Origin of the sequence: Bradyrhizobium sp. dw_78, from assembly GCF_018449525.1 — a bacterium.
GTDB lineage: Bacteria > Pseudomonadota > Alphaproteobacteria > Rhizobiales > Xanthobacteraceae > Bradyrhizobium.
Genome location: NZ_JAAVUS010000006.1, coordinates 173,389 through 192,789 on the forward strand (window position 1 = coordinate 173,389; position 19,401 = coordinate 192,789).

Annotated in this window: 18 protein-coding genes; 13 read left to right on the forward strand and 5 right to left on the reverse strand. The window is 63.0% G+C overall.

The window, feature by feature from the left end:
- Window positions 1-392 precede the first annotated feature (392 nt).
- Window positions 393-548 (forward strand): Thivi_2564 family membrane protein, encoded by a 156-nt coding sequence (locus tag HB630_RS17170; protein ID WP_213773454.1) that lies wholly within the window; start codon window positions 393-395, stop codon window positions 546-548.
- Window positions 549-731: 183 nt separating this feature from the next.
- On the opposite strand, the gene HB630_RS17175 is transcribed toward HB630_RS17170, so the two are convergent.
- The 4 genes from HB630_RS17175 to cysD all read right to left on the reverse strand — a co-directional run bounded on the left by HB630_RS17175 (window position 732) and on the right by cysD (window position 6,198).
- The gene (locus tag HB630_RS17175; protein WP_213773455.1) at window positions 732-932 is read right to left on the reverse strand and encodes a CsbD family protein; all 201 of its coding nucleotides are present in this window, start codon (window positions 930-932) and stop codon (window positions 732-734) included.
- 91 nt (window positions 933-1,023) lie between these two features.
- The gene (locus tag HB630_RS17180) at window positions 1,024-3,186 is read right to left on the reverse strand and encodes a malate synthase G (protein ID WP_213773456.1); all 2,163 of its coding nucleotides are present in this window, start codon (window positions 3,184-3,186) and stop codon (window positions 1,024-1,026) included.
- A gap of 271 nt (window positions 3,187-3,457) precedes the next feature.
- Complete coding sequence (cysC, locus tag HB630_RS17185) at window positions 3,458-5,374, reverse strand: adenylyl-sulfate kinase (RefSeq protein WP_213773457.1); 1,917 nt, start codon at window positions 5,372-5,374, stop codon at window positions 3,458-3,460.
- A gap of 29 nt (window positions 5,375-5,403) precedes the next feature.
- Window positions 5,404-6,198 carry a sulfate adenylyltransferase subunit CysD gene (cysD, locus tag HB630_RS17190; protein ID WP_249780904.1) on the reverse strand — a complete coding sequence of 265 codons (795 nt, stop codon included), beginning with the start codon at window positions 6,196-6,198 and terminating at the stop codon, window positions 5,404-5,406.
- Window positions 6,199-6,451: 253 nt separating this feature from the next.
- Here cysD and cysG point away from each other — a divergent pair, with 253 nt between their 5' ends.
- The 12 genes from cysG (at window position 6,452) to HB630_RS17250 (ending at window position 17,794) form a co-directional block, all read left to right on the forward strand.
- Window positions 6,452-7,888: a siroheme synthase CysG gene (cysG, locus tag HB630_RS17195; RefSeq protein ID WP_213773459.1), complete on the forward strand. Its 1,437-nt coding sequence runs from the start codon at window positions 6,452-6,454 to the stop codon at window positions 7,886-7,888.
- A complete protein-coding gene (locus tag HB630_RS17200) occupies window positions 7,885-8,199 on the forward strand; it encodes a DUF2849 domain-containing protein (RefSeq protein ID WP_213773460.1) in 315 nt (104 codons plus the stop codon). Before cysG ends, HB630_RS17200 begins: the two co-directional genes overlap by 4 nt.
- Window positions 8,200-8,211: 12 nt before the next feature.
- Complete coding sequence (locus HB630_RS17205; protein WP_213773461.1) at window positions 8,212-9,867, forward strand: nitrite/sulfite reductase; 1,656 nt, start codon at window positions 8,212-8,214, stop codon at window positions 9,865-9,867.
- The gene (locus HB630_RS17210) at window positions 9,854-10,369 is read left to right on the forward strand and encodes a DUF934 domain-containing protein (protein ID WP_213773462.1); all 516 of its coding nucleotides are present in this window, start codon (window positions 9,854-9,856) and stop codon (window positions 10,367-10,369) included. The genes HB630_RS17205 and HB630_RS17210 overlap by 14 nt, the downstream gene beginning before the upstream one ends.
- Before the next feature lie 2 nt (window positions 10,370-10,371).
- Window positions 10,372-11,103 carry a phosphoadenylyl-sulfate reductase gene (locus HB630_RS17215; protein WP_213773644.1) on the forward strand — a complete coding sequence of 244 codons (732 nt, stop codon included), beginning with the start codon at window positions 10,372-10,374 and terminating at the stop codon, window positions 11,101-11,103.
- Window positions 11,104-11,236: 133 nt separating this feature from the next.
- Window positions 11,237-12,226 (forward strand): sulfate ABC transporter substrate-binding protein, encoded by a 990-nt coding sequence (locus HB630_RS17220; protein WP_213773463.1) that lies wholly within the window; start codon window positions 11,237-11,239, stop codon window positions 12,224-12,226.
- Window positions 12,227-12,264: 38 nt separating this feature from the next.
- A complete protein-coding gene (gene cysT / locus HB630_RS17225) occupies window positions 12,265-13,101 on the forward strand; it encodes a sulfate ABC transporter permease subunit CysT (protein WP_213773464.1) in 837 nt (278 codons plus the stop codon).
- A gap of 12 nt (window positions 13,102-13,113) precedes the next feature.
- Window positions 13,114-13,983: a sulfate ABC transporter permease subunit CysW gene (gene cysW / locus HB630_RS17230; RefSeq protein ID WP_213773465.1), complete on the forward strand. Its 870-nt coding sequence runs from the start codon at window positions 13,114-13,116 to the stop codon at window positions 13,981-13,983.
- Window positions 13,973-15,025, forward strand: coding sequence for a TOBE-like domain-containing protein (locus tag HB630_RS17235; RefSeq protein WP_213773466.1), 1,053 nt, complete (start codon window positions 13,973-13,975; stop codon window positions 15,023-15,025). The genes cysW and HB630_RS17235 overlap by 11 nt, the downstream gene beginning before the upstream one ends.
- Window positions 15,026-15,227: 202 nt before the next feature.
- Window positions 15,228-15,731, forward strand: a complete 504-nt coding sequence (locus HB630_RS17240) for a CAP domain-containing protein (RefSeq protein WP_213773467.1) — start codon at window positions 15,228-15,230, stop codon at window positions 15,729-15,731.
- 90 nt (window positions 15,732-15,821) lie between these two features.
- Window positions 15,822-17,006 carry a DUF3734 domain-containing protein gene (locus HB630_RS17245; protein WP_213773468.1) on the forward strand — a complete coding sequence of 395 codons (1,185 nt, stop codon included), beginning with the start codon at window positions 15,822-15,824 and terminating at the stop codon, window positions 17,004-17,006.
- Window positions 17,006-17,794: a 3-hydroxybutyrate dehydrogenase gene (locus HB630_RS17250; RefSeq protein WP_213773469.1), complete on the forward strand. Its 789-nt coding sequence runs from the start codon at window positions 17,006-17,008 to the stop codon at window positions 17,792-17,794. The genes HB630_RS17245 and HB630_RS17250 overlap by 1 nt, the downstream gene beginning before the upstream one ends.
- A gap of 108 nt (window positions 17,795-17,902) precedes the next feature.
- Here the strand turns inward: HB630_RS17250 and HB630_RS17255 are convergent, their stop codons facing one another.
- Window positions 17,903-19,273 carry an oligosaccharide flippase family protein gene (locus HB630_RS17255; protein ID WP_213773645.1) on the reverse strand — a complete coding sequence of 457 codons (1,371 nt, stop codon included), beginning with the start codon at window positions 19,271-19,273 and terminating at the stop codon, window positions 17,903-17,905.
- Window positions 19,274-19,401 lie beyond the last annotated feature (128 nt).

Consider the following 19,401-nt stretch of genomic DNA (forward strand, 5'->3'; position numbering starts at 1 on the left):
AAATTTTCACTCCACAACGCTTTATTTATAGGGTCTGGAGGCACTCATCCTTGATGGCTGGTGAATCACTTCGTTAAGCTGTGGGGATATTGCCCAGGAACTGCGTCACCTGATCGCCCCGAGTCTGGCTCTGCGCCTCCAGCGCTTCGGACGCGAAGCTTGACGTCCGCTGCGGCTGCCGCCGATGCGTCCGCATCGGCTTTTACGCCGGTGATGTTGTCGGAGAGATTCCTGGTGCCGTGCGCGCGGCTGTCATAAAAATATGGACCATTGAAAATAGGGGGTATTTTCTGCGGAAAAAAGTTCCCTGGCTGGAACTGGCCGGGCGTCGCGGGCGTTAGGAGACCGTCGATCACTAACAACAGGTTAATCGCCTGCTCAGGGGGCCAATGATGATTATCAGCGTACTCATCACATTTCTTGTCGTTATTCTCATTCTCTACCTGATCAACATGCTGCCGCTGGACGGCCGCGCCAAGCAGATTTGCCGGGTGGTCGTTATTGTCCTCGGCGTGATCTCGCTGCTGAAATACATCGCGGTGTTTTAGAGCGTTTTCGAGCGAAGTGGATACCGGTTCGCGTGAAGAAAACGCGTCAAAACAAAAATCTGGAGCCTCGGTTCTGATTCAATCAGAACCGATCATGCTCTAGCGAACCGAGCGCGTGAGGGCAGCGTTATTCCACAGCAAAAAGCCCCGGCTAAGGGCCGGGGCTTTTTGTTCGCCAGCAATCTATTTCAATGTCTTGAACCACGCATCGACATCTCTGCGGATCTGGTCCTTGGCGAAGCCGTAGCGCTGCTGCAGCTTGCCTTCGAGCTGCTCGCGCCGGCCCTCGATCACGTTGAGGTCGTCATCGGTGAGCTTGCCCCATTTTTCCTTGGCGGCGCCCTTGAACTGCTTCCAGTTTCCTTCAAACCGATTCCAATCCATCGCCATCTCCTTTTCAGGTGAGATGGTTTTCAACGGGCCGCGCCGCGGGACGTTCCGCGCTGCGGCATCGTGGCTTCGGCTGGGTTGGCGGTTAGCCCGCCGCCTTGGCTTCCCGGCGCCGCGCCGTCAGGATGAATTCGGTATAACCGTTCGGCTGCTCGCGTCCCTTGAAGATCAGGTCGCAGGCGGCTTTGAAGGCTGTGCCGTCGAACGAAGGCGCCATCGGCCGGTAGAGCGGATCGCCCTTGTTCTGGCCGTCGACCACGACCGCCATGCGCTTCAGCGATTCCATCACCTGGGCTTCGGTGATGATGCCCTGATGCAGCCAGTTGGCCAGATGCTGGCTCGAGATACGCAAGGTGGCGCGGTCTTCCATCAGGCCGACGTCGTGGATGTCGGGCACCTTGGAGCAGCCGACGCCCTGGTCGATCCAGCGCACGACATAGCCGAGAATGCCCTGGCAATTATTGTCGATCTCCTGCTTCACATCGTCGGGTGCCCAGTTCGATTGCGACACCGGAATGGTCAGGATGTCGGACAGCTTGGCGCGCGGGCCGCCCTTCTCCAGTTCCTGCTGCCGCGCCAGCACATTGACCTGGTGGTAATGCAGCGCGTGCAGCGTCGCCGCCGTCGGCGACGGCACCCAGGCGGTGGTGGCGCCGGCCTGCGGATGACCGACCTTCTGCACCAGCATGTCCGCCATCTTGTCGGGCGCGGCCCACATCCCCTTGCCGATCTGGGCATGGCCGGGCAGGCCGTCGACCAAGCCGGTATCGACGTTCCAGTCCTCATAGGCCTTGATCCAGGGCTGGCTCTTCATGTCGTTCTTGCGGATCATCGGACCCGCTTCCATCGAGGTATGGATCTCATCGCCGGTGCGGTCGAGGAAGCCGGTGTTGATGAACATGATGCGCTTCGAGGCGCGCTGGATGCAGGCCTTCAGGTTGACAGTGGTGCGGCGCTCCTCGTCCATGATGCCGACCTTGATGGTGTTTTCCGGCAAGCCCAGCATCTGCTCGACGCGGCCGAACATTTCGCAGGTCAGCGTCACCTCGTCGGGGCCATGCATCTTCGGCTTGACGATATAGACCGACCCGGTGCGGCTGTTGCGGGTCTTGCCTGCGCCCTTGAGATCGTGGATCGCGAGCAGGCCGGAGACGGCGGCGTCCAGGATGCCTTCCGGAATCTCCTCGCCCTTGTCGTCGAGCACGGCGTCGGTGAACATGTGATGGCCGACATTGCGCATCAACAGCAGGCTGCGGCCGTGCAATTTGAGTTCCTTGCCGTCCGGCGTCCTGTAGACGCGGTCGGGATTGAGCGCGCGGGTCAGCGTCTTGCCGCCCTTCTCGAAATCGGCCGACAGCGTGCCGTCCATCAGCCCCAGCGTGTTGCGATAGACCAGCACCTTGTCCTCGGCGTCGACCGTGGCGACGCTGTCTTCCATGTCGAGAATGGTGCTGACCGCGGATTCGATCACCATGTCGGCGACGCCGGCGGAATCGTCCTTGCCGATCACGTGGCTGCGGTCGATCCTGACTTCGATATGCAGGCCGTTATTGACCAGCAGGATCGCGGAAGGCGCCGCCGCGTCGCCCAGGTAGCCGGCGAACTGTGCGCTATTTTTCAGCGCGGTGGCGTTGCCGCTCTTCAGTTTCACGGCAAGCTGGCCGGCGATGACGCTGTAGGAAGTGACATCGGTGTGGCTGCCGGTCGCCAGCGGCGCGGCCGAATCGAGCAAGGCCTTGGCCTTGGCGATCACCTTGTCGCCACGGGCCTTGTTGTAGCCCTTGCCGCCTTCGCCGGCTTCATGCGGGATCGCGTCGGTGCCATAGAAAGCGTCGTACAGGCTGCCCCAGCGCGCATTCGCGGCGTTCAGGGCGTAGCGCGCATTGGTGAGGGGGACGACCAGCTGCGGTCCGCAGATCTTGCCGATCTCTTCATCGACATTCGCCGTCTCGACCTTGTGGGTCACAGGCTCCGGCTGGAGATAGCCGATCTCCTTCAGGAACGCCGTATAGGCGTTGATGTCGAACGGCTTGCCCTTGTGGGCGCGATGCCAGTCGTCGATTTTTGCCTGCAAATTGTCGCGGAAGGCGAGCAGTTCGCGATTTTTGGGGCCGAGATCGCGGAGGATGGCCGCAAGGCCGGCCCAGAACGCGTCGGGCGTGATCCCGGTCTTGGGACTCGCTTCCTTGGCGATGAAGTCGAACAAAACCGGGGCGATCTTCAATCCGTGAGCTTCGATACGCTTCATGATGGGCTTTTCTCGCGAGAAACCGCGGCCAGGCGCAGCTTGAGGGGACAAAATCACAGGGAACGCCGCCAATAGCGGCCTCGATCCCTTTTACCGCTAAAGCCAAGGCCGTGAGAAGGCCCCTGACGGGCCTTCGATGCCCCTTAACATTCAATGCCCATCAAAAGGGCGTAAAGCCGGGACGCTCGTTGCGGCGATGGTCTGCTCCGGACTCACTTCACCTCTCCCGCAAGCGGGAAAAGGGAGCGCGTCTCCGATAGGCGCCGAAAAGTCAGATATTGGCGGCCAGGTCGGCCGGCTCGTCGAACAGGATGCCCGACCGGATCAGCATCCGCTCGATCTCCTCGATTGCCCCGGTAACCGAGCGGGTCGAGGTGTCGATGCTCAATTCGCTCGCCCGCGGCGGCTGGTAGTCATTGCCGATGCCGGTGAACGCGGGCAGCACGCCGGCGCGGGCCTTGGCGTAATGCCCCTTGGGATCGCGGCTCTCGCAGACTTCCGCCGGCGTCGCGACATAGATCTCGCGGAACGCGCTGTCTGCGATGCGGCGCGCCGCGGCGCGATCTTCGGCGGCCGGCGACACCGCGGCGACGATGGCGATATGTCCGTTGCGGGCGAGATGGGTGGCGACTTCCGCCAGCCGCCGGATGTTTTCGGAACGGTCCTTCGGCGCGAAGCCGAGGTCGTTGTTGAGACCGGCGCGCAGGGTGTCGCCGTCCAGAAGGATCGGCGAGCCGCCGATGCCGAACAGCCGGCGCTCCAGCGCGCGCGCCAGCGTCGATTTTCCCGATGCCGGCAGGCCCGTGAGCCAGACCACCGCGCCATGATGATGGTAGCGCGCCGAACGCTCGTCGGCACGCAGCGCGGATTCCACCGGCACGATATCGACCGGTATGGCGCGCTGTCCGGCATCGACCGACAGCACCAGGCCGCCGCCGGCGATCCGGCCATTGACCTCGATCACGAGGCGGCCGGTGCGCGGATTGTCTCGGTGCGGATCGGCGGCGACCGGCTGCGCCAGCGAGAGATCGATTTCGCCGACATGGTTGCGGGCGATCGACGCCGTTTCCTCGTTGGCGAGCTTGCCGGGGTCGACGGCCTTCTCGATCGCAACCACGGTGGCCCGCGTTTCCCTTGTGCCGAGGCGGATCAGGATCTGATCGCCCTTCGACAGCGGCTTGTCGTGCAGCCAGAAAATGCGCGCGCGAATTCGCCTGGTATCGCGCGGGCCCGATCCGGCATGCGCGATCACGTCGCCGCGCTCGATGAAGAGCTCGCGGTCGAGCGTGATGCCGACCGATCGTCCGGCGGTCTGTTTTCCCGTGAGCGGCGTAACCGGCCAGCTTTCGACGGTGCGGATCCTGGCGATCTTACCCGCGGGCATGATCACGATCTCGTCGCCGGCGGCAAGATGTCCGGATTCGATGCGGCCGGCGACGATGCGGCGGTCGTCGAATTTGTAGATCGCCTGCACCGGCAGGCGTAACGCCATCTGTTCCAGCGGCCGGGCCGGTTCCAGCGCGTCGAGCGCCTCGACCACGGTCGGTCCGTCATACCATTGAATGTTCGTCGTATGCGCGGCAACGCCGTCGCCGTCGCGCGCCGAGATCGGAATGATCGCTTTCGGCGTGACGCCGAGGCCGGTCAGATGCGCTGAAATCTCGTCGCTGATTTCCTTGAAGCGGGCCGCGGCAAAACTGACCCGGTCCATCTTGTTGACGACCACGACGACCTGTTTGACGCCGAGCAGATGCAGCAGATAGCCGTGACGTCTGGTCTGGTCGCGCACGCCTTCCAGCGCGTCGATGATCAGCACCGCGCCGTCCGCCTGCGAAGCGCCGGTGATCATGTTGCGCAGGAATTCGGCATGACCGGGCGCGTCGATCAGCACCACGTCGCGGGAGCGGGTGCGGAAGCGGATTTGCGTGGTGTCGATAGTGATGCCTTGGTCGCGCTCGGTCTGCAGCGCATCGAGCAGGAACGACCATTCGAACGGCATGCCGCGCCGGGCGCTGACCTCTTTCAGCATCTCCAGCTTGCCTTCGGGCAGGCTGCCGGTCTCGAACAACAGGCGGCCTACTAAAGTGGACTTGCCGTGGTCGACATGGCCGACGATGACGATGCGGACCTGCGGCCGGGTAGTGCCGTTCGGCATCGCTGCTATCATGGTGGGGACGGGCGCACTCATCACACTGCTCAATTCGTCATTCATGCCGTTCAGAGATAGCCGGCGACGCGCAGCCGCTCGAAGGCGTCCTCGGTTTCGTGATCGAGCGCGCGTCCGGCGCGTTCGGGCACCTTTGTCAGCGCCAACTCGGTCAGGATTTCATCGACGCTGGAGGCCGATGACGCGATCGGAGAGGTGATGTCGGCATCGCCGAGCGAGCGATAGCGCTTGCCGTCCCTGGCCAGATAGAGCGGGATGATCGGGATGTTCTCGCGCTTGGTGTAGGCCCAGATGTCGGCCTCGGTCCAATGCAGGATCGGATGGATGCGCAGATGCGCGCCCGGCGGCGGCGAGGCGTTGAACTGATCCCAGAATTCCGGCGGCTGGTCGCGCACGTCCCACTCGCCCTCGGTACCGCGCGGCGAGAACACGCGCTCCTTGGCGCGGGTCGCCTCCTCGTCGCGGCGAATGCCGGCGATCAGGCCGTCAAAACCATATTTGGTCAGCGCGAGCTTCAGCCCCTCGGTCTTGCGAGCGGCGGATCGCGCGGCCGGCGGCAGGGTCGGATCGACGGCGTCGATCGGCGGGCAGGGCTCTATCCTGAGATCGAGCTCCCATTCCTTGCCGTAGCGATCGCGAAACGCATACATCTCCGGAAATTTCTTGCCGGTGTCGACATGCAGCGCGGGAAACGGCACGCGGCCGAAAAAAGCCTTGCGCGCCAGCCAGATCATGACGTTGGAATCCTTGCCCAGCGACCACAGCAGCGCCAGCTTCTTCAGCCGGGCGAAAGCCTCGCGCAGAATGTAGATGCTCTGGGCCTCGAGCTCGTCGAGATGGTCCATCGAAGGCGCGGACAATCGCCCTTCGCTCGGGGTGAATGGTGCTGAATTTGCTTCATTCTGGTTCGCATCAGGCAACCGGTCTCCGACTGAATCGTTATCGAGAAGATGCATCTATCGACTGAGGCCTCCGAAGGCGAAAATTCTACAGTTGCGCAGCAATCAAGAAGAAATAATTTTCCCTTTGCAGGCTTTTAAAGAGAGATATATAGAAAATAATTCCAGTCAACCCCGAAAGCGGGGAAGAGAGTAGCGCATGCGATTCCTGCCGGTATTTCTCGATCTGCAAAGCGGAGCGGTGCTGGTTGTTGGCGCCGGCGATCCGGTGCGGACGAAATTGCGCCTGCTGGCGGCGGCTGGCGCGCGCGTCCGCTGGTTTGCAACCGACGGCAACCGCGATCTCGGTTGGCTGGATGCAAAGGACGCCGCACATATCGAATGCGCGGACGGCGATCCCCTGAGCGCCGATCTTGGTGGCGTGATCGCGGTGGTGTGCGCGGGCGCCGGCGAGACCGGTCCGGCGATGTCGGTGCGGGCGAAAGCCGCCGGCCTGCCCGTGAATGTCATGGACGAGCTTGCGCATTCGACCTTCATTTTTCCCGCGATCGTCGATCGCGGCGACGTGGTGGTCGCGATCGGCACCGGCGGCGCCTCGCCGGTGGTAGCGCGCCGCGTACGCGAGCGGATCGAGGCGATGCTGCCGGCGCGCATCGGCGATCTCGCCGGTTTTATCGGCCGCTGGCGCAAGCAGATTCACACGCGTATTCCCGAACTCGCTTTGCGCCGCCGCTTCTGGGAGCGCGTGGTCGACGGTCCGATCGGCGCGCTGGTTCTCGCCGGCCGCGGCAACGAGGCCGAGCAGGCGCTGACGGAGATCGGCGATGCGTCGACCTTTGCCGGCGCCACGGCGTCGGGCGAAGCCGAGGGCCGGGTGACGCTGGTCGGCGCCGGTCCGGGCGATCCGGACCTGTTGACGATCAAGGCCTTGCGGGCGCTGCAGGATGCCGACGTCGTTTTTTACGATGAACTGGTCTCGCCTGAAATTCTCGACCGCGCGCGACGCGACGCGGCGCGCATCGCAGTCGGGCGACGGGTTGGAAAGCCCGGCATCGGCCAGCTGGCGATCAACAAATTGCTGATCGAGGCGGCGCGATCGGGACAGCGCGCGGTGCGGCTGAAGGGCGGCGATCCCCTTATCTTCGGCCGCGGCGGCGAGGAAATCGAGGCGCTGCGCAAGGCCGGCATTGCCTATTCGGTGGTGCCGGGAATTACCGCAGGCCTTGGCGCCGCCGCGCAATTCGAAGTGCCGCTGACATTTCGCCACGAGGCGCTGCGCATCACCTTTCTCACCGCGCATAAGGCCAGGGATGCCGAAGCCGTCGATTGGTCGACGCTGACCGACGAGAAGATGACCGTGGTCGTCTATATGGGCATGACCGCCGCCGTCTCGGTGCGTGCCGGGTTGCTCGCCGCGGGCCGCTCGCCGCAAACGCCGGTCGGCGTGTTCGCGCGCGTGACATGGCTCGACGCGCAGGCCGCGGTTGGAACGCTGGACGAATTGCCCGGCCTGGTCGAACGCATCGACAACGGGCCCGCGATCCTCGTGATCGGCGACGTGGTCGCGCATTCCGCGCCGTGGAGCCGTCAAAACTTCAACCAGATGATCTCGAGAATGCTGGAAGCCGCCGAATGACCTCTCCGCTGCAACAAAAAATCAAGATCACGGGGCCGTCGGTGGTGACCGCGAACCGCACCTGGGATGGCGTTGTGATCTACCGCACGGCCGCGAAGAACTGGACAACCGATCTGTCCGAAGCGGCGATTGTGCGTGAGGTAGACGAGGCGCGTGCGCTGCTGGCGGAAGCGGCGGCCGACGATCTCGGCGCCATCGGCGCCTATATCGCGCCGGTCGAAATCGGGGATGACGGCGCGATCGAGCCCGGCAATTTGCGTGAACAGATCCGGTCCGAAGGCCTCACCATCGGCCTTCCAGTGCCGGCATAAGGCTTAGCTCACATGTATGCATATGACGAACTCGACCGCACGCTCATCAATGAGCGTGTTTCAGAATTCCGCGATCAGGTCAGGCGCCGGCTGTCCGGCGAACTGAGCGAGGACGAATTCAAGATGCTGCGGCTGCAGAACGGCGTCTATCTGCAATTGCACGCCTATATGTTCCGGGTGGCGATTCCCTACGGCACGCTGTCGTCGAAGCAGTTGCGGCAGCTGGCGCATGTGGCGCGGCGCTATGATCGCGGCTACGGGCATTTCACCACGCGGCAGAACATCCAGTTCAACTGGATCAAGCTGACCGATCTGCCGGACGCGCTGGCCGATCTCGCCGAGGTCGGCATCCACGCCATGCAGACCTCGGGCAACAACACCCGCAACGTCACCTCCGACCAGTGGGCGGGCGTCGCGCCCGGCGAGATCGAGGATCCCCGCATCTGGTCGGAATTGCTGCGGCAATACACCACGCTGCATCCGGAATTCTCGTTCCTGCCGCGCAAGTTCAAATTTGCGATCACCGCTTCCGAGCACGACCGCGCCGCGATCAAGGTGCATGACATCGGCCTGCGCCTGCACAAGAATGCGCAAGGCGAGACCGGTTTCGAGGTGCTGGTCGGCGGTGGGCTCGGCCGCACGCCGTTCATCGGCAAGACCATCAAGCCGTTCGTCGCCGGGCGCGATCTCCTGAGCTATGTCGAGGCGATCCTGCGCGTCTACAACCAGTACGGCCGCCGCGACAATATCTACAAGGCGCGCATCAAGATCCTGGTGCATGAACTCGGGATCGAGAAGTTCGCGAAAGAGGTCGAGCAAGAGTGGTTGCAGATCCGCGACGGCGCGCTGGCGCTGGACGACGCCGTGATCGAGGAGGTCCGCTCGCGCTTCACCTATCCGGTGTACGAAAACCTTCCGAACTTGCCGGAAGAATTGAAGAAGGCCGCGCATGACCCGAAGTTCGAGGCGTGGCGCAAGAACTCGGTGTTTCCGCACAAGGTGCCCGGCTATGCGATCGTGACGCTGTCGCTGAAGCCGGTGGGCGGACCGCCCGGCGACGCCACCGCCGAGCAGATGGATGCGATCGCCGACCTTGCCGAGAAATATTCCTTTGGCGAGATTCGCGTCGGCCACGAGCAGAATCTGGCGCTGCCGCATGTCGCCAAACGCGACCTGCCGATGCTGTGGCGCGCGCTCGACAGGATCGGCGTCGCGACCCCGAACATCAATTTGGTTTCCGACATCATCGCCTGCCCGGGACTGGACTATTGCTCGCTCGCCAATGCGCGCTCGATCCCGATCGCGCAGGAGATCACACGGCGCTTTGCCAATCACGAGACCGCCAATCTGATCGGGCGGCTGCACATCAATATCTCCGGCTGCATCAACGCCTGCGGCCACCACCATGTCGGCCATATCGGCATTCTCGGCGTCGAGAAGAACGGCGAGGAATTCTACCAGATCACGATCGGCGGCCGTGCCGACGAACATGCCGTCGTCGGCACCTTGATCGGCCCCGCCGTGCGCTATGGCGAGGTTGCCGACGTGATCGAGGATATCGTCGAGGCCTATCTGGCGCTGCGCGCGAACCCCGATGAATTGTTCATCGACACCGTCAAGCGCCTCGGCGTCGAACCTTTCAGGGAGCGGGTCTATGCCACTCGTTAAGAACGGACAGATCAGCGACGACCCGTTTGTCCATGTCGCCGACGGTGCCGAACTGCCGGCCGACGGCGCGATCCTGATCCCGGCGGCCCGGTTCCTCGAAGATCCCGAAACGCTGTTGCGCCGGGCCGGGAAGACCGGCGTGGTCTGGCCGAACAATCGCGATATCGACGACCTCGTGCCCTATCTCGACCGGCTCGCTGCCGTCGCGCTGGTGTTCCCGAGCTTCCGTGACGGCCGCGCCTACAGCCAAGCGCGGTTGCTGCGCGAGCGCCATCGCTATCGCGGCGAATTGCGCGCCACCGGCCAGGTGTTGCGCGACCAGTTCGTGTTCATGCTGCGGGCCGGATTCGATACCTTCGAGGTCAAGAAGGAAAGCGACGCCGAAGCCTTTGCCGCGACCGCCAAGCGCTATTCGGTGTTTTACCAGCCGACCGGCGATGGCCGGATCACGGCGCTGAACCGGCGCATGCAATTGCGTCATTCCGAAAGCGCCGGCCAGTGAGCCTGTCCGCCGATTTGTCGCCGGAACCTGCGGATGGCTCATCGGTCTCGCCATCGGCCGAAACGCTCGACCATACGCTGCGCGACGCCACGCCCGCGGAAGTCATCGCGGCGGCCTTGCAGGCGGTCGGCCGAGCGCGGCTGGCGCTGGTGTCGTCATTCGGCACGGAGTCGGCCGCGCTGCTCAAGGTGATGGCGGATGTCGATCCGGCGATCCCGGTGATCTTTCTCGATACCGGGCAGTTGTTCGAGGAGACGCTGGCCTATCGCGACGCGCTGATCGCGCAACTCGGCTTGCGCGATGTCCGTTCGATTAAGCCGCTCGAGGAGACGCTATCGCGCGAGGACGCGAACCGCGAATTGTGGTTTTCGGATCCCGATGCCTGCTGCCGAATCCGGAAAGTCGAGCCGCTGGCGCGCGCTCTGGCGCCGTTCGCCGCCTGGATCAACGGCCGCAAGCGTTTTCAGGGCGGGGCCCGCGTTGCCATTCCGGTGGTCGAGAACGATGGCGCCAGGCTGAAATTCAACCCGTTCGCCAATGTCTCGCGCGAAGAGCTGGCTGCGATCTACGCGCTGGAGAAATTGCCGCCGCATCCGCTCGCGGCCCAAGGCTATCTGTCGGTCGGCTGCATGCCCTGCACCAGCCGCGCCGCGCCGGATGAGGATGCGCGCGCCGGCCGCTGGCGTGGCCGGGCCAAGACGGAATGCGGCATCCATACGGCCCGGATTTCCTAGAGCGAGACTTTCTTGGAACAATGTCACTGCGACGCGGCAAACAAAGGAATCCGGTTTCGTTGACTTGAAGCGGCTTCGCCACGAGTTTCACCGCGTGCGACGACAGGTCGGTCGTCAGTTGACGGAGATGGAAATGATGCGCCGTATTTTGTTCATCGTCGCGGGATTGCTGTGGGCCGGTTCGGCGTTCGCCGCGGATATCACGCTGCTCAACGTGTCCTACGATCCGACCCGCGAGCTCTATGTGGATTTCAACAAGGCGTTCGCGGCCGCCTATCAGAAGGAAACCGGCAAGAGCGTCGAGATCAAGCAGTCGCATGGCGGCTCCGGCTCGCAGGCGCGCGCCGTGATCGACGGATTGCAGGCCGATGTCGTCACCCTGGCGCTCGCCTATGACATCGACGCCATCGCGGCCAAGGGATTGATCGCGGCCGACTGGCAGAAACGGCTGCCGCAGAACGCCTCGCCCTACACGTCGACCATCGTGTTCCTGGTGCGCAAGGGCAATCCGAAGGGCATCAAGGACTGGGACGATCTGATCAAGCCCGGCGTCAGCGTCATCACGCCGAATCCGAAGACATCCGGCGGCGCGCGCTGGAATTATCTGGCCGCCTGGGGCTACGCGCTGAAGAAATACGGTTCGGCCGACAAGGCGAAGCAATTCGTCGCCGATGTCTACAAGAACGTGCCGGTGCTGGATACCGGCGCGCGCGGCTCGACCGTCACCTTCGTGGAGCGCGGGGTCGGCGACGTGCTGCTGGCATGGGAGAACGAGGCCTACCTCGCCCAGCGCGAATTCGGTAAGGACAAGTTTGAGATCGTGGCGCCGCCGCTGTCGATTCTCGCAGAACCGCCGGTGGCGGTCGTCGATACGGTTGCCGATAAAAAAGGCACCCGCGCCGTCGCCGAGGCCTATTTGAAATACTGGTATGGCAAGGAAGGTCAGGAGATTGCGGCGCGCAACTCCTACCGGCCACGCGATCCCGAAATCGCCAAAAAATACGAGGCATCGTTCGCCAAGGTCGAACTGTTCACGATCGACGACGTATTCGGCGGCTGGACCAAGGCGCAGAAGGAACATTTCAGCGAAGGCGGTGTTTTCGACCAGATTTACAAGAACTGATCCAGGGTAGACGATAGGGCAGGGAAACGGGAATCGTCGTGAGCGCAACGGCCGGACGACGCAGCACCTTGCCGGGGTTCGGTCTCACCATGGGACTGACGCTGACATGGCTTTCCGTCATCATCCTGATCCCGCTCGCCGGTCTCTTCCTCAAGACGTTTGAACTGAGCCTCGATCAGTTCTGGGGCATCGTCACCAGCCGCCGCACGCTGAACGCGCTGAAGATATCGTTCGGGCTTTCATTCGCCGCCGCCCTCGTCAATCTGGTGATGGGAACGGTGATCGTCTGGGCGCTGGTGCGATACCGCTTTCCGGCCCGCCGCCTGTTCGACGCCATCGTCGATATTCCGTTCGCGCTGCCGACCGCGGTCGCGGGCGTCGCGCTGAGCTCGCTGTTCGCGCAGCAGGGATGGCTCGGCGCGCCGCTGGCGGCGCTTGGCATCAAGGTCGCGTTCACGCCGATCGGGATTTTCATCGCCATGATCTTCATCGGCATTCCTTTCGTGGTGCGGACGGTCCAGCCGGTGCTGATCGACCTCGATCCCGAAATCGAGGAGGCGGCGGCGAGCCTCGGCGCTAGCCGCTGGCACACGGTGTTCCGGGTGATCCTGCCGAGCCTGATCCCGGCGCTGCTCACGGGCTTCGCACTGGCGTTTGCCCGCGCGATCGGCGAATACGGCTCGGTGATCTTCATTGCGGGCAATCTGCCGAACGTCTCGGAAATCGCCCCGCTGTTGATCGTGATCCGGCTGTCGGAATTCCGCTATGCGGATGCGACCGCGATCGCCGTGGTGATGCTGGTGGCCTCGTTCCTGATCATCTTTGCGGTCAACCGGTTGCAGCGCTGGGCGCAAACCCGAATCCCCACGCATTGAGAGCTGTCCCGGATGAGCCTGCAACAATTGACAGTGTCCGCGCCGCGGGTGGATTTGCGTACCGAGCCGAGACCGATGCGCATCGTCATCATCGCGACTGCGCTGATCTTTCTCACCGTGTTCGTCGTGCTGCCGCTGGCGGTCGTGTTTGCACAGGCGTTCTCCAGGGGAGTCAGCGCCTATGTTGCGGCGCTGTCCGATCCGGAAGCACTGTCCGCGATCCGGCTGACGCTCCTGGTCGCGACGATATCGGTCGGTTCCAACCTGGTGTTCGGCGTGATGGCGGCCTGGGCGATCGCCAAATTCGACTTTTCCGGCAAGACCTTCCTGATCACGCTGGTCGATCTGCCGTTCTCGGTGAGTCCGGTGATTTCGGGTCTTGTCTTCGTGCTGCTGTTTGGCGCGCAGGGCTATTTCGGGCCGTGGCTGCAAGGCCACGACATTCACGTGTTGTTCGCGGTGCCCGGCATCACGCTGGCCACGATCTTCGTGACGTTTCCGTTCGTGGCGCGGGCGCTGATTCCGCTGATGCAGGAGCAGGGCACCCAGGAAGAGGAAGCCGCGATCTCGCTTGGCGCGTCCGGCCTGCAAACCTTCTTCCGCGTCACTCTGCCCAATATCAAATGGGGCCTGCTTTATGGCGTGCTGTTGTGCAATGCGCGGGCGATGGGCGAATTTGGCGCGGTATCCGTCGTTTCCGGCCATATTCGCGGCGAGACCAATACCATGCCGCTATTGGTCGAGATCCTCTATAACGAGTACCAGTTCGTATCGTCGTTCGCGATCGCCTCGCTGCTGGCCATGCTGGCTCTGGTGACGCTGGTGGCGAAGACCGTTCTGGAGCGGCGTCTGGACGAAGGACAGTTGCTGCGTGACGATTGAACTCAAGCATATCGTGAAGAAGTTCGGCGCGTTTACCGCGCTCGACGGCGTCGATCTCAAGGTCGCGGATGGCGAGTTGCTGGCGCTGCTGGGGCCGTCAGGTTCCGGCAAGACCACGCTGTTGCGGATCATCGCAGGCCTCGACTGGCCGGACGCCGGCGAGGTTTCGTTCAACGGCGAGAACGCGCTGGCCCAGGGCGCCGGCGAGCGCCATGTCGGCTTCGTGTTCCAGCATTACGCGCTGTTCCGCCACATGACGGTATTCGAAAATATCGCCTTCGGGCTGCGCGTACAGCCGCGCGCCATTCGCAAGAACGAGGCCGGCATTCGCGCGCGGGTGAAGGAATTGCTGGACCTGGTGCAGCTCGGCTGGCTGTCGGATCGCTACCCGAACCAGCTCTCCGGCGGCCAGCGCCAGCGCATCGCGCTGGCCCGCGCGCTGGCGATCGAGCCGCGCATTCTGCTGCTGGACGAGCCGTTCGGCGCGCTCGACGCCAAGGTGCGCAAGGAATTGCGGCAGTGGTTGCGTTCGCTGCATTCGGAAATCAGCGTGACATCGATCTTCGTCACCCATGACCAGGAAGAAGCGCTGGAAGTCGCCAACCGGGTGGTGGTGATGGACAGGGGCCGGATCGTGCAGATCGGAACCCCCAGCGAGGTCTATGACAATCCGGCGACGGCCTTCGTCCACGGCTTCATCGGCGAATCGATCGTGCTGCCGGTGGAGGTCAGCCAGGGCTGTGTGCGGCTGGGCGGCAGGCCGCTGTTGGATATTTCCGCCGACGGCGCGGCGTGCGGGGCCTCGAAACTGTTCATCCGCCGCCACGACATGCAGGTCGGTCCGGCCGGCAGCGGTTCGCTGGAGGGTACGGTCGCGCATGTCCGCAGCTTCGGCCCGGTGCAGCGGGCCGAAGTCGCGCTTTGCGCCGGCGAAGGCAAAACGGTGATCGAGATCGATGCGCCGCGGGACCGGGCGCTGCAAGCCGGCGATCTGATCGGCCTGCAACCCCGCCGTTACCGGATTTTCGCGGCCCAGGATTGACCATTCGTCATTCCGCGATGCTCCGAAAGGACCAGGCCTCAGATGCGCAATTGCGTATCGGGGAATTTCGCGCCACAATTCCTAGATTCCGGGTTCGATGCTCTGCATTGTCCCGGAATGACGGCGGGGAGATCGGCCCCTCGCGTTCACTATTCAGCCATGGTTGGTATGCAACAACGGCCCGTCAATTTGGGGCTGGTTCATGCGGGCTGCGGCGGCGATTCTCGTAACTCTCTTGCTTGGCGGCTGTGCCGCGGACAACACCGTCACCGAACAGCCGGCGATGTATGCCAATATGGCCGAGCCGGGCGCGAAGCTCGATGCGCAGGTGGCGGCGTCGATGATTTCGCAATACCGGCAGAATAACGGCCTCGGCGGCGTGACGATCGATCCCGCGCTGATGCAGCTTGCGGAATCGCAATCACAGGCGATGGCGGCCAAGAACAAGATGGATCACGATGTCAGGGCACCGCTGTCCAAGCGGCTGGGCGAGGCCGGCTATCCGGCGACGCTTGCGGTCGAAAACATCTCGGCCGGCTACCACACCATGGCGGAGGCTTTCTCGGGCTGGCGCGATTCGCCGCCGCACCGGGAAAACATGCTTAAAAACGGTGTCACAAAAATGGGCATTGCTGCCAGCTATGCTCCCAATACCAAATACAAGGTGTTCTGGACGCTCATTCTTGCATCAACCGACCAGCGATGACTTTCGCGTGATCCCCGTGATTTTTCACGGATTGACGCCGGCGAGAACTGTCGCCACGGTACGTTGTCTTTGGATATTTAATCGGAAGTAATGACGGATATTTCCGACCCAGCCCCGGCAAGGACGCCCGCCAAGGCGCGGCGTGTGCTTGTTCTGCAAGGCGGTGGCGCTCTCGGCTCCTATCAGGCCGGCGCCTATCAGGCGCTGTCTCATTTTGATTTCGAGCCCGATTGGGTCGCCGGGATCTCGATCGGCGCCATCAACGCCGCGATCATCGCCGGCAATGCGCCGGAAAAACGCGTCGCGCGCCTGAAGGAATTCTGGGAACTGGTGTCGTCGCCGGTGCCCTGGAATCCGATCGTGAAAAGCGACCGCGGGCGCACGGTCTTCAACGAGGCCAGCGCCGCCCTGATCGCAACCTTCGGGGTTCCCGGCTTCTTCACCCCGCGCATTCCGCCGGCGCCGCTGTGGCCGCAGGGCAGTTCGCAAGGCCTGAGCTATTACGATACCGCGCCGCTGAAAAAGACGCTGGAGCGCATGGTCGATTTCGACCGGATCAACGATCTCAAGACCCGGCTCAGCGTCGGCGCGGTCAGCGTTACGACGGGCAATTTCACCTATTTTGATAACATCGAGTTCAAGAAGATCGGCAAGAAGATCGGCCCGGAACACATCATGGCGTCCGGCGCGCTGCCGCCGGGCTTTCCCGCCATCGAGATCGAGGGCGAGCATTATTGGGACGGCGGCATCGCCTCCAACACGCCGCTCGACTATGTGCTGGATGAAGAGACCAGCGAGGATCTCTTGATTTTCCAGGTCGACCTGTTCAGCGCGCGGGGGCCGTTGCCGACCTCGATACTGGAAGCGGCGGAGCGCGAAAAGGACATCCGCTTTTCCAGCCGCACGCGCATGAACACCGACAAGAACAAGCAGGTTCATAACGCCCGCAAGGCGTTGCGCGAGCTGATCGGCAAATTGCCGGAGGATCTGAAAAACGATCCGTCGGTGGTTTATCTGCGCGAAGCCGCCAAGGAAAACACCGTCACGGTGGTACATCTGATCTATCGCAGCAAGAATTACGAATCCTCTTCCAAGGATTATGATTTTTCCCATTTCGGAATGGTCGAGCATTGGGGCGCGGGCGTTCGCGACGTTCATTTGTCAATGCGTCATGAAGAATGGCTAGAACGGCCTCAAACCGGCGAAACCATGGTGACTTACGATCTGACGGGGGATGGTACCGTGAGCCCCGAAGACAAACAGGAGCGGAAATGATGGGTACGTTGACAGGCAAGACTGCGGTGGTGACCGGTTCGACCAGCGGCATCGGGCTGGCTTATGCGCGCGCCTTTGCAGGCGCAGGCGCCAATATCGTCCTCAACGGCATGGGCGTGCCCGCCGACATCGAGAAGGAACGCTCCGGCATCGAGACCGATTTCAAGGTCAAGGCGGTGCATTCGCCCGCCGACATGACCAAGCCGGCCGAGATCGCCGAAATGGTTGCGCTCGGCGAAAAGACCTTCGGCTCGGTCGATATTCTCGTCAACAATGCCGGCATCCAGTTCGTGTCGCCGATCGAGGAATTTCCGCCGGAGAAATGGGAAGCGATCATCGCGATCAACCTGTCGTCGGCGTTTTACGGCATCCGCGCCGCCGTGCCCGGCATGAAGAAGCGCGGCTGGGGCCGCATCATCAACACCGCATCGGCGCATTCGCTGGTGGCCTCGCCGTTCAAGTCGGCCTATGTGTCGGCCAAGCACGGCATCGCCGGATTGACCAAGACGGTGGCGCTGGAAGTCGCGACCTTCAAGATCACCTGCAACTGCATCAGCCCGGGCTATGTCTGGACCCCGTTGGTCGAGCACCAGATCCCGGAAACCATGAAGGCGCGCAACATGACCAAGGAACAGGTCATCAAGGACGTGCTGCTGGATGCGCAGCCGACCAAGGAATTCGTGACGTCCGAGCAGGTCGCCGCGCTGGCCCTGTTCCTGTGCGGCGACGACGCGGCGCAGATCACCGGCGCCAACCTGTCGATCGACGGCGGCTGGACTGCGGAGTAGCCCGAACATCGTCATGGCCGGGCTTGACCCGGCCATCCACGACTTCGTTTCTGCAGCAATTGGAAAATATGGATGCCCGGAATAAGTCCGGGCATGACGCTGCGAGGCTCAGTTCTTCCCGAACGCCAGCACGTGCAGCCCGAGCCGCTGCCGCACGATCCAGAACAGCATCATGGTCTCGAACGTCAGCGAGATCGAGGTCGCGGCTGCCGCGCCATGACCGCCGAAACGCGGCACCAGCGCGACGCAGAGCGCGACATTCATGACGAAGGCCAGCGCATAGGCCAATGCGCAGATTTTCTGATGGCCGAGCATGTTCAACAGCCGCTCGACCGGGCCGATCGCGGAGCGGACCACCAGGCCGATGGCGGCGACGAACATGATGTCGTAGCCGCCGACGAATCGCGATCCGAACAACCACAGCAGCGGTTTGCCCAGCGCCAGCAGCACGGCGGTCGCGGCCAATGACGGCCAGAACGTCCATTTGATCGCATACGCGACATAGGCGGACAGCCGTTCCTTGTCGCCGAGCGCGTGATATTCGGCGAAACGGTGCGCCGTCGTCGCCGACATCGCGTAGTGGATAAAGGACACCAGCGCCAGCGTCTTCACCACCGCGAAATAGACGCCGACTTCCTCCGGCGAGCGGAATTGCTGCAACACCAGCACGTCGGTGTAGGAGAGCAGCAGATAAAAGCTTTCCACCAGCAGGATCGGCAGCGAAATCGCGAGCCAGCCGCGTATATCATAGGCCTTCGGTCCCGGCTCGATATGGCGGCCGAGCCTGCGGTTCAGCACGATCATCTGCCCGATCATGGCGATCCACACCGCGGCGGCGCTGGCGAGCATCGCAACGGTGGCGCCGAGGTGGAAGCCGAGCGCGAAGGCGCCCGCGGTCAATCCGATGATCAGCGCCTGACGGACGATGAATTGCGGCATCAGGCCGAGCCGCATCCAGTCGTGCGAGCGTGCGATGCCGTCCTGGGTATTGGCGACCACGAAGGCCGGCAGCGTCAGGCAGCCGACATAGAGCGGCACGATCTCACCGCCGCCGATCCACGGCGACAGGCTTTTCACGATTGCGGCCAGGAGGAGCGAGATGGCGCCCGATACGCAAAACGTCATCCAGCGGCTGCCGGACAGGAAGCCGCGCAGCAGTGCATGCTGGCCGCCGGTGCGGTATTCCGGAATGATCTTTTGCGCCGACGCCGAGATGCCGAAATCCATCATGCTGCCGAGCAGCAGCACCCAGGTCCAGACATAGACATAGATGCCGTAGTCCGAACCGCCCATCCAGCGCGCGAGCAGGATCTGCGACAGATAGGCAAGGCCGGCGCTCAGGACACGGATGATGAAGATGGTGCCGGCAAGCCGTTTCGTTACCGACGCTTCGCTCGACCCGTCGAGCAGGCCGCGCAGCAACGAACGCAGCCGCGCGATCGCGCCGGTCGGCAAAGTTGCTGCGGATTGCGCATCCATCACGTCGACAGAACAAATTCCGAAGAGCTGCCGCCGGAAGCGGCGACGGCCCGGCCTAGCAACGATTCCTTAAGATTCGGTTGGGTGCCTTCTCGCGCGGCGTTCCGGAGCAGCCCTGTAGGGCTGAA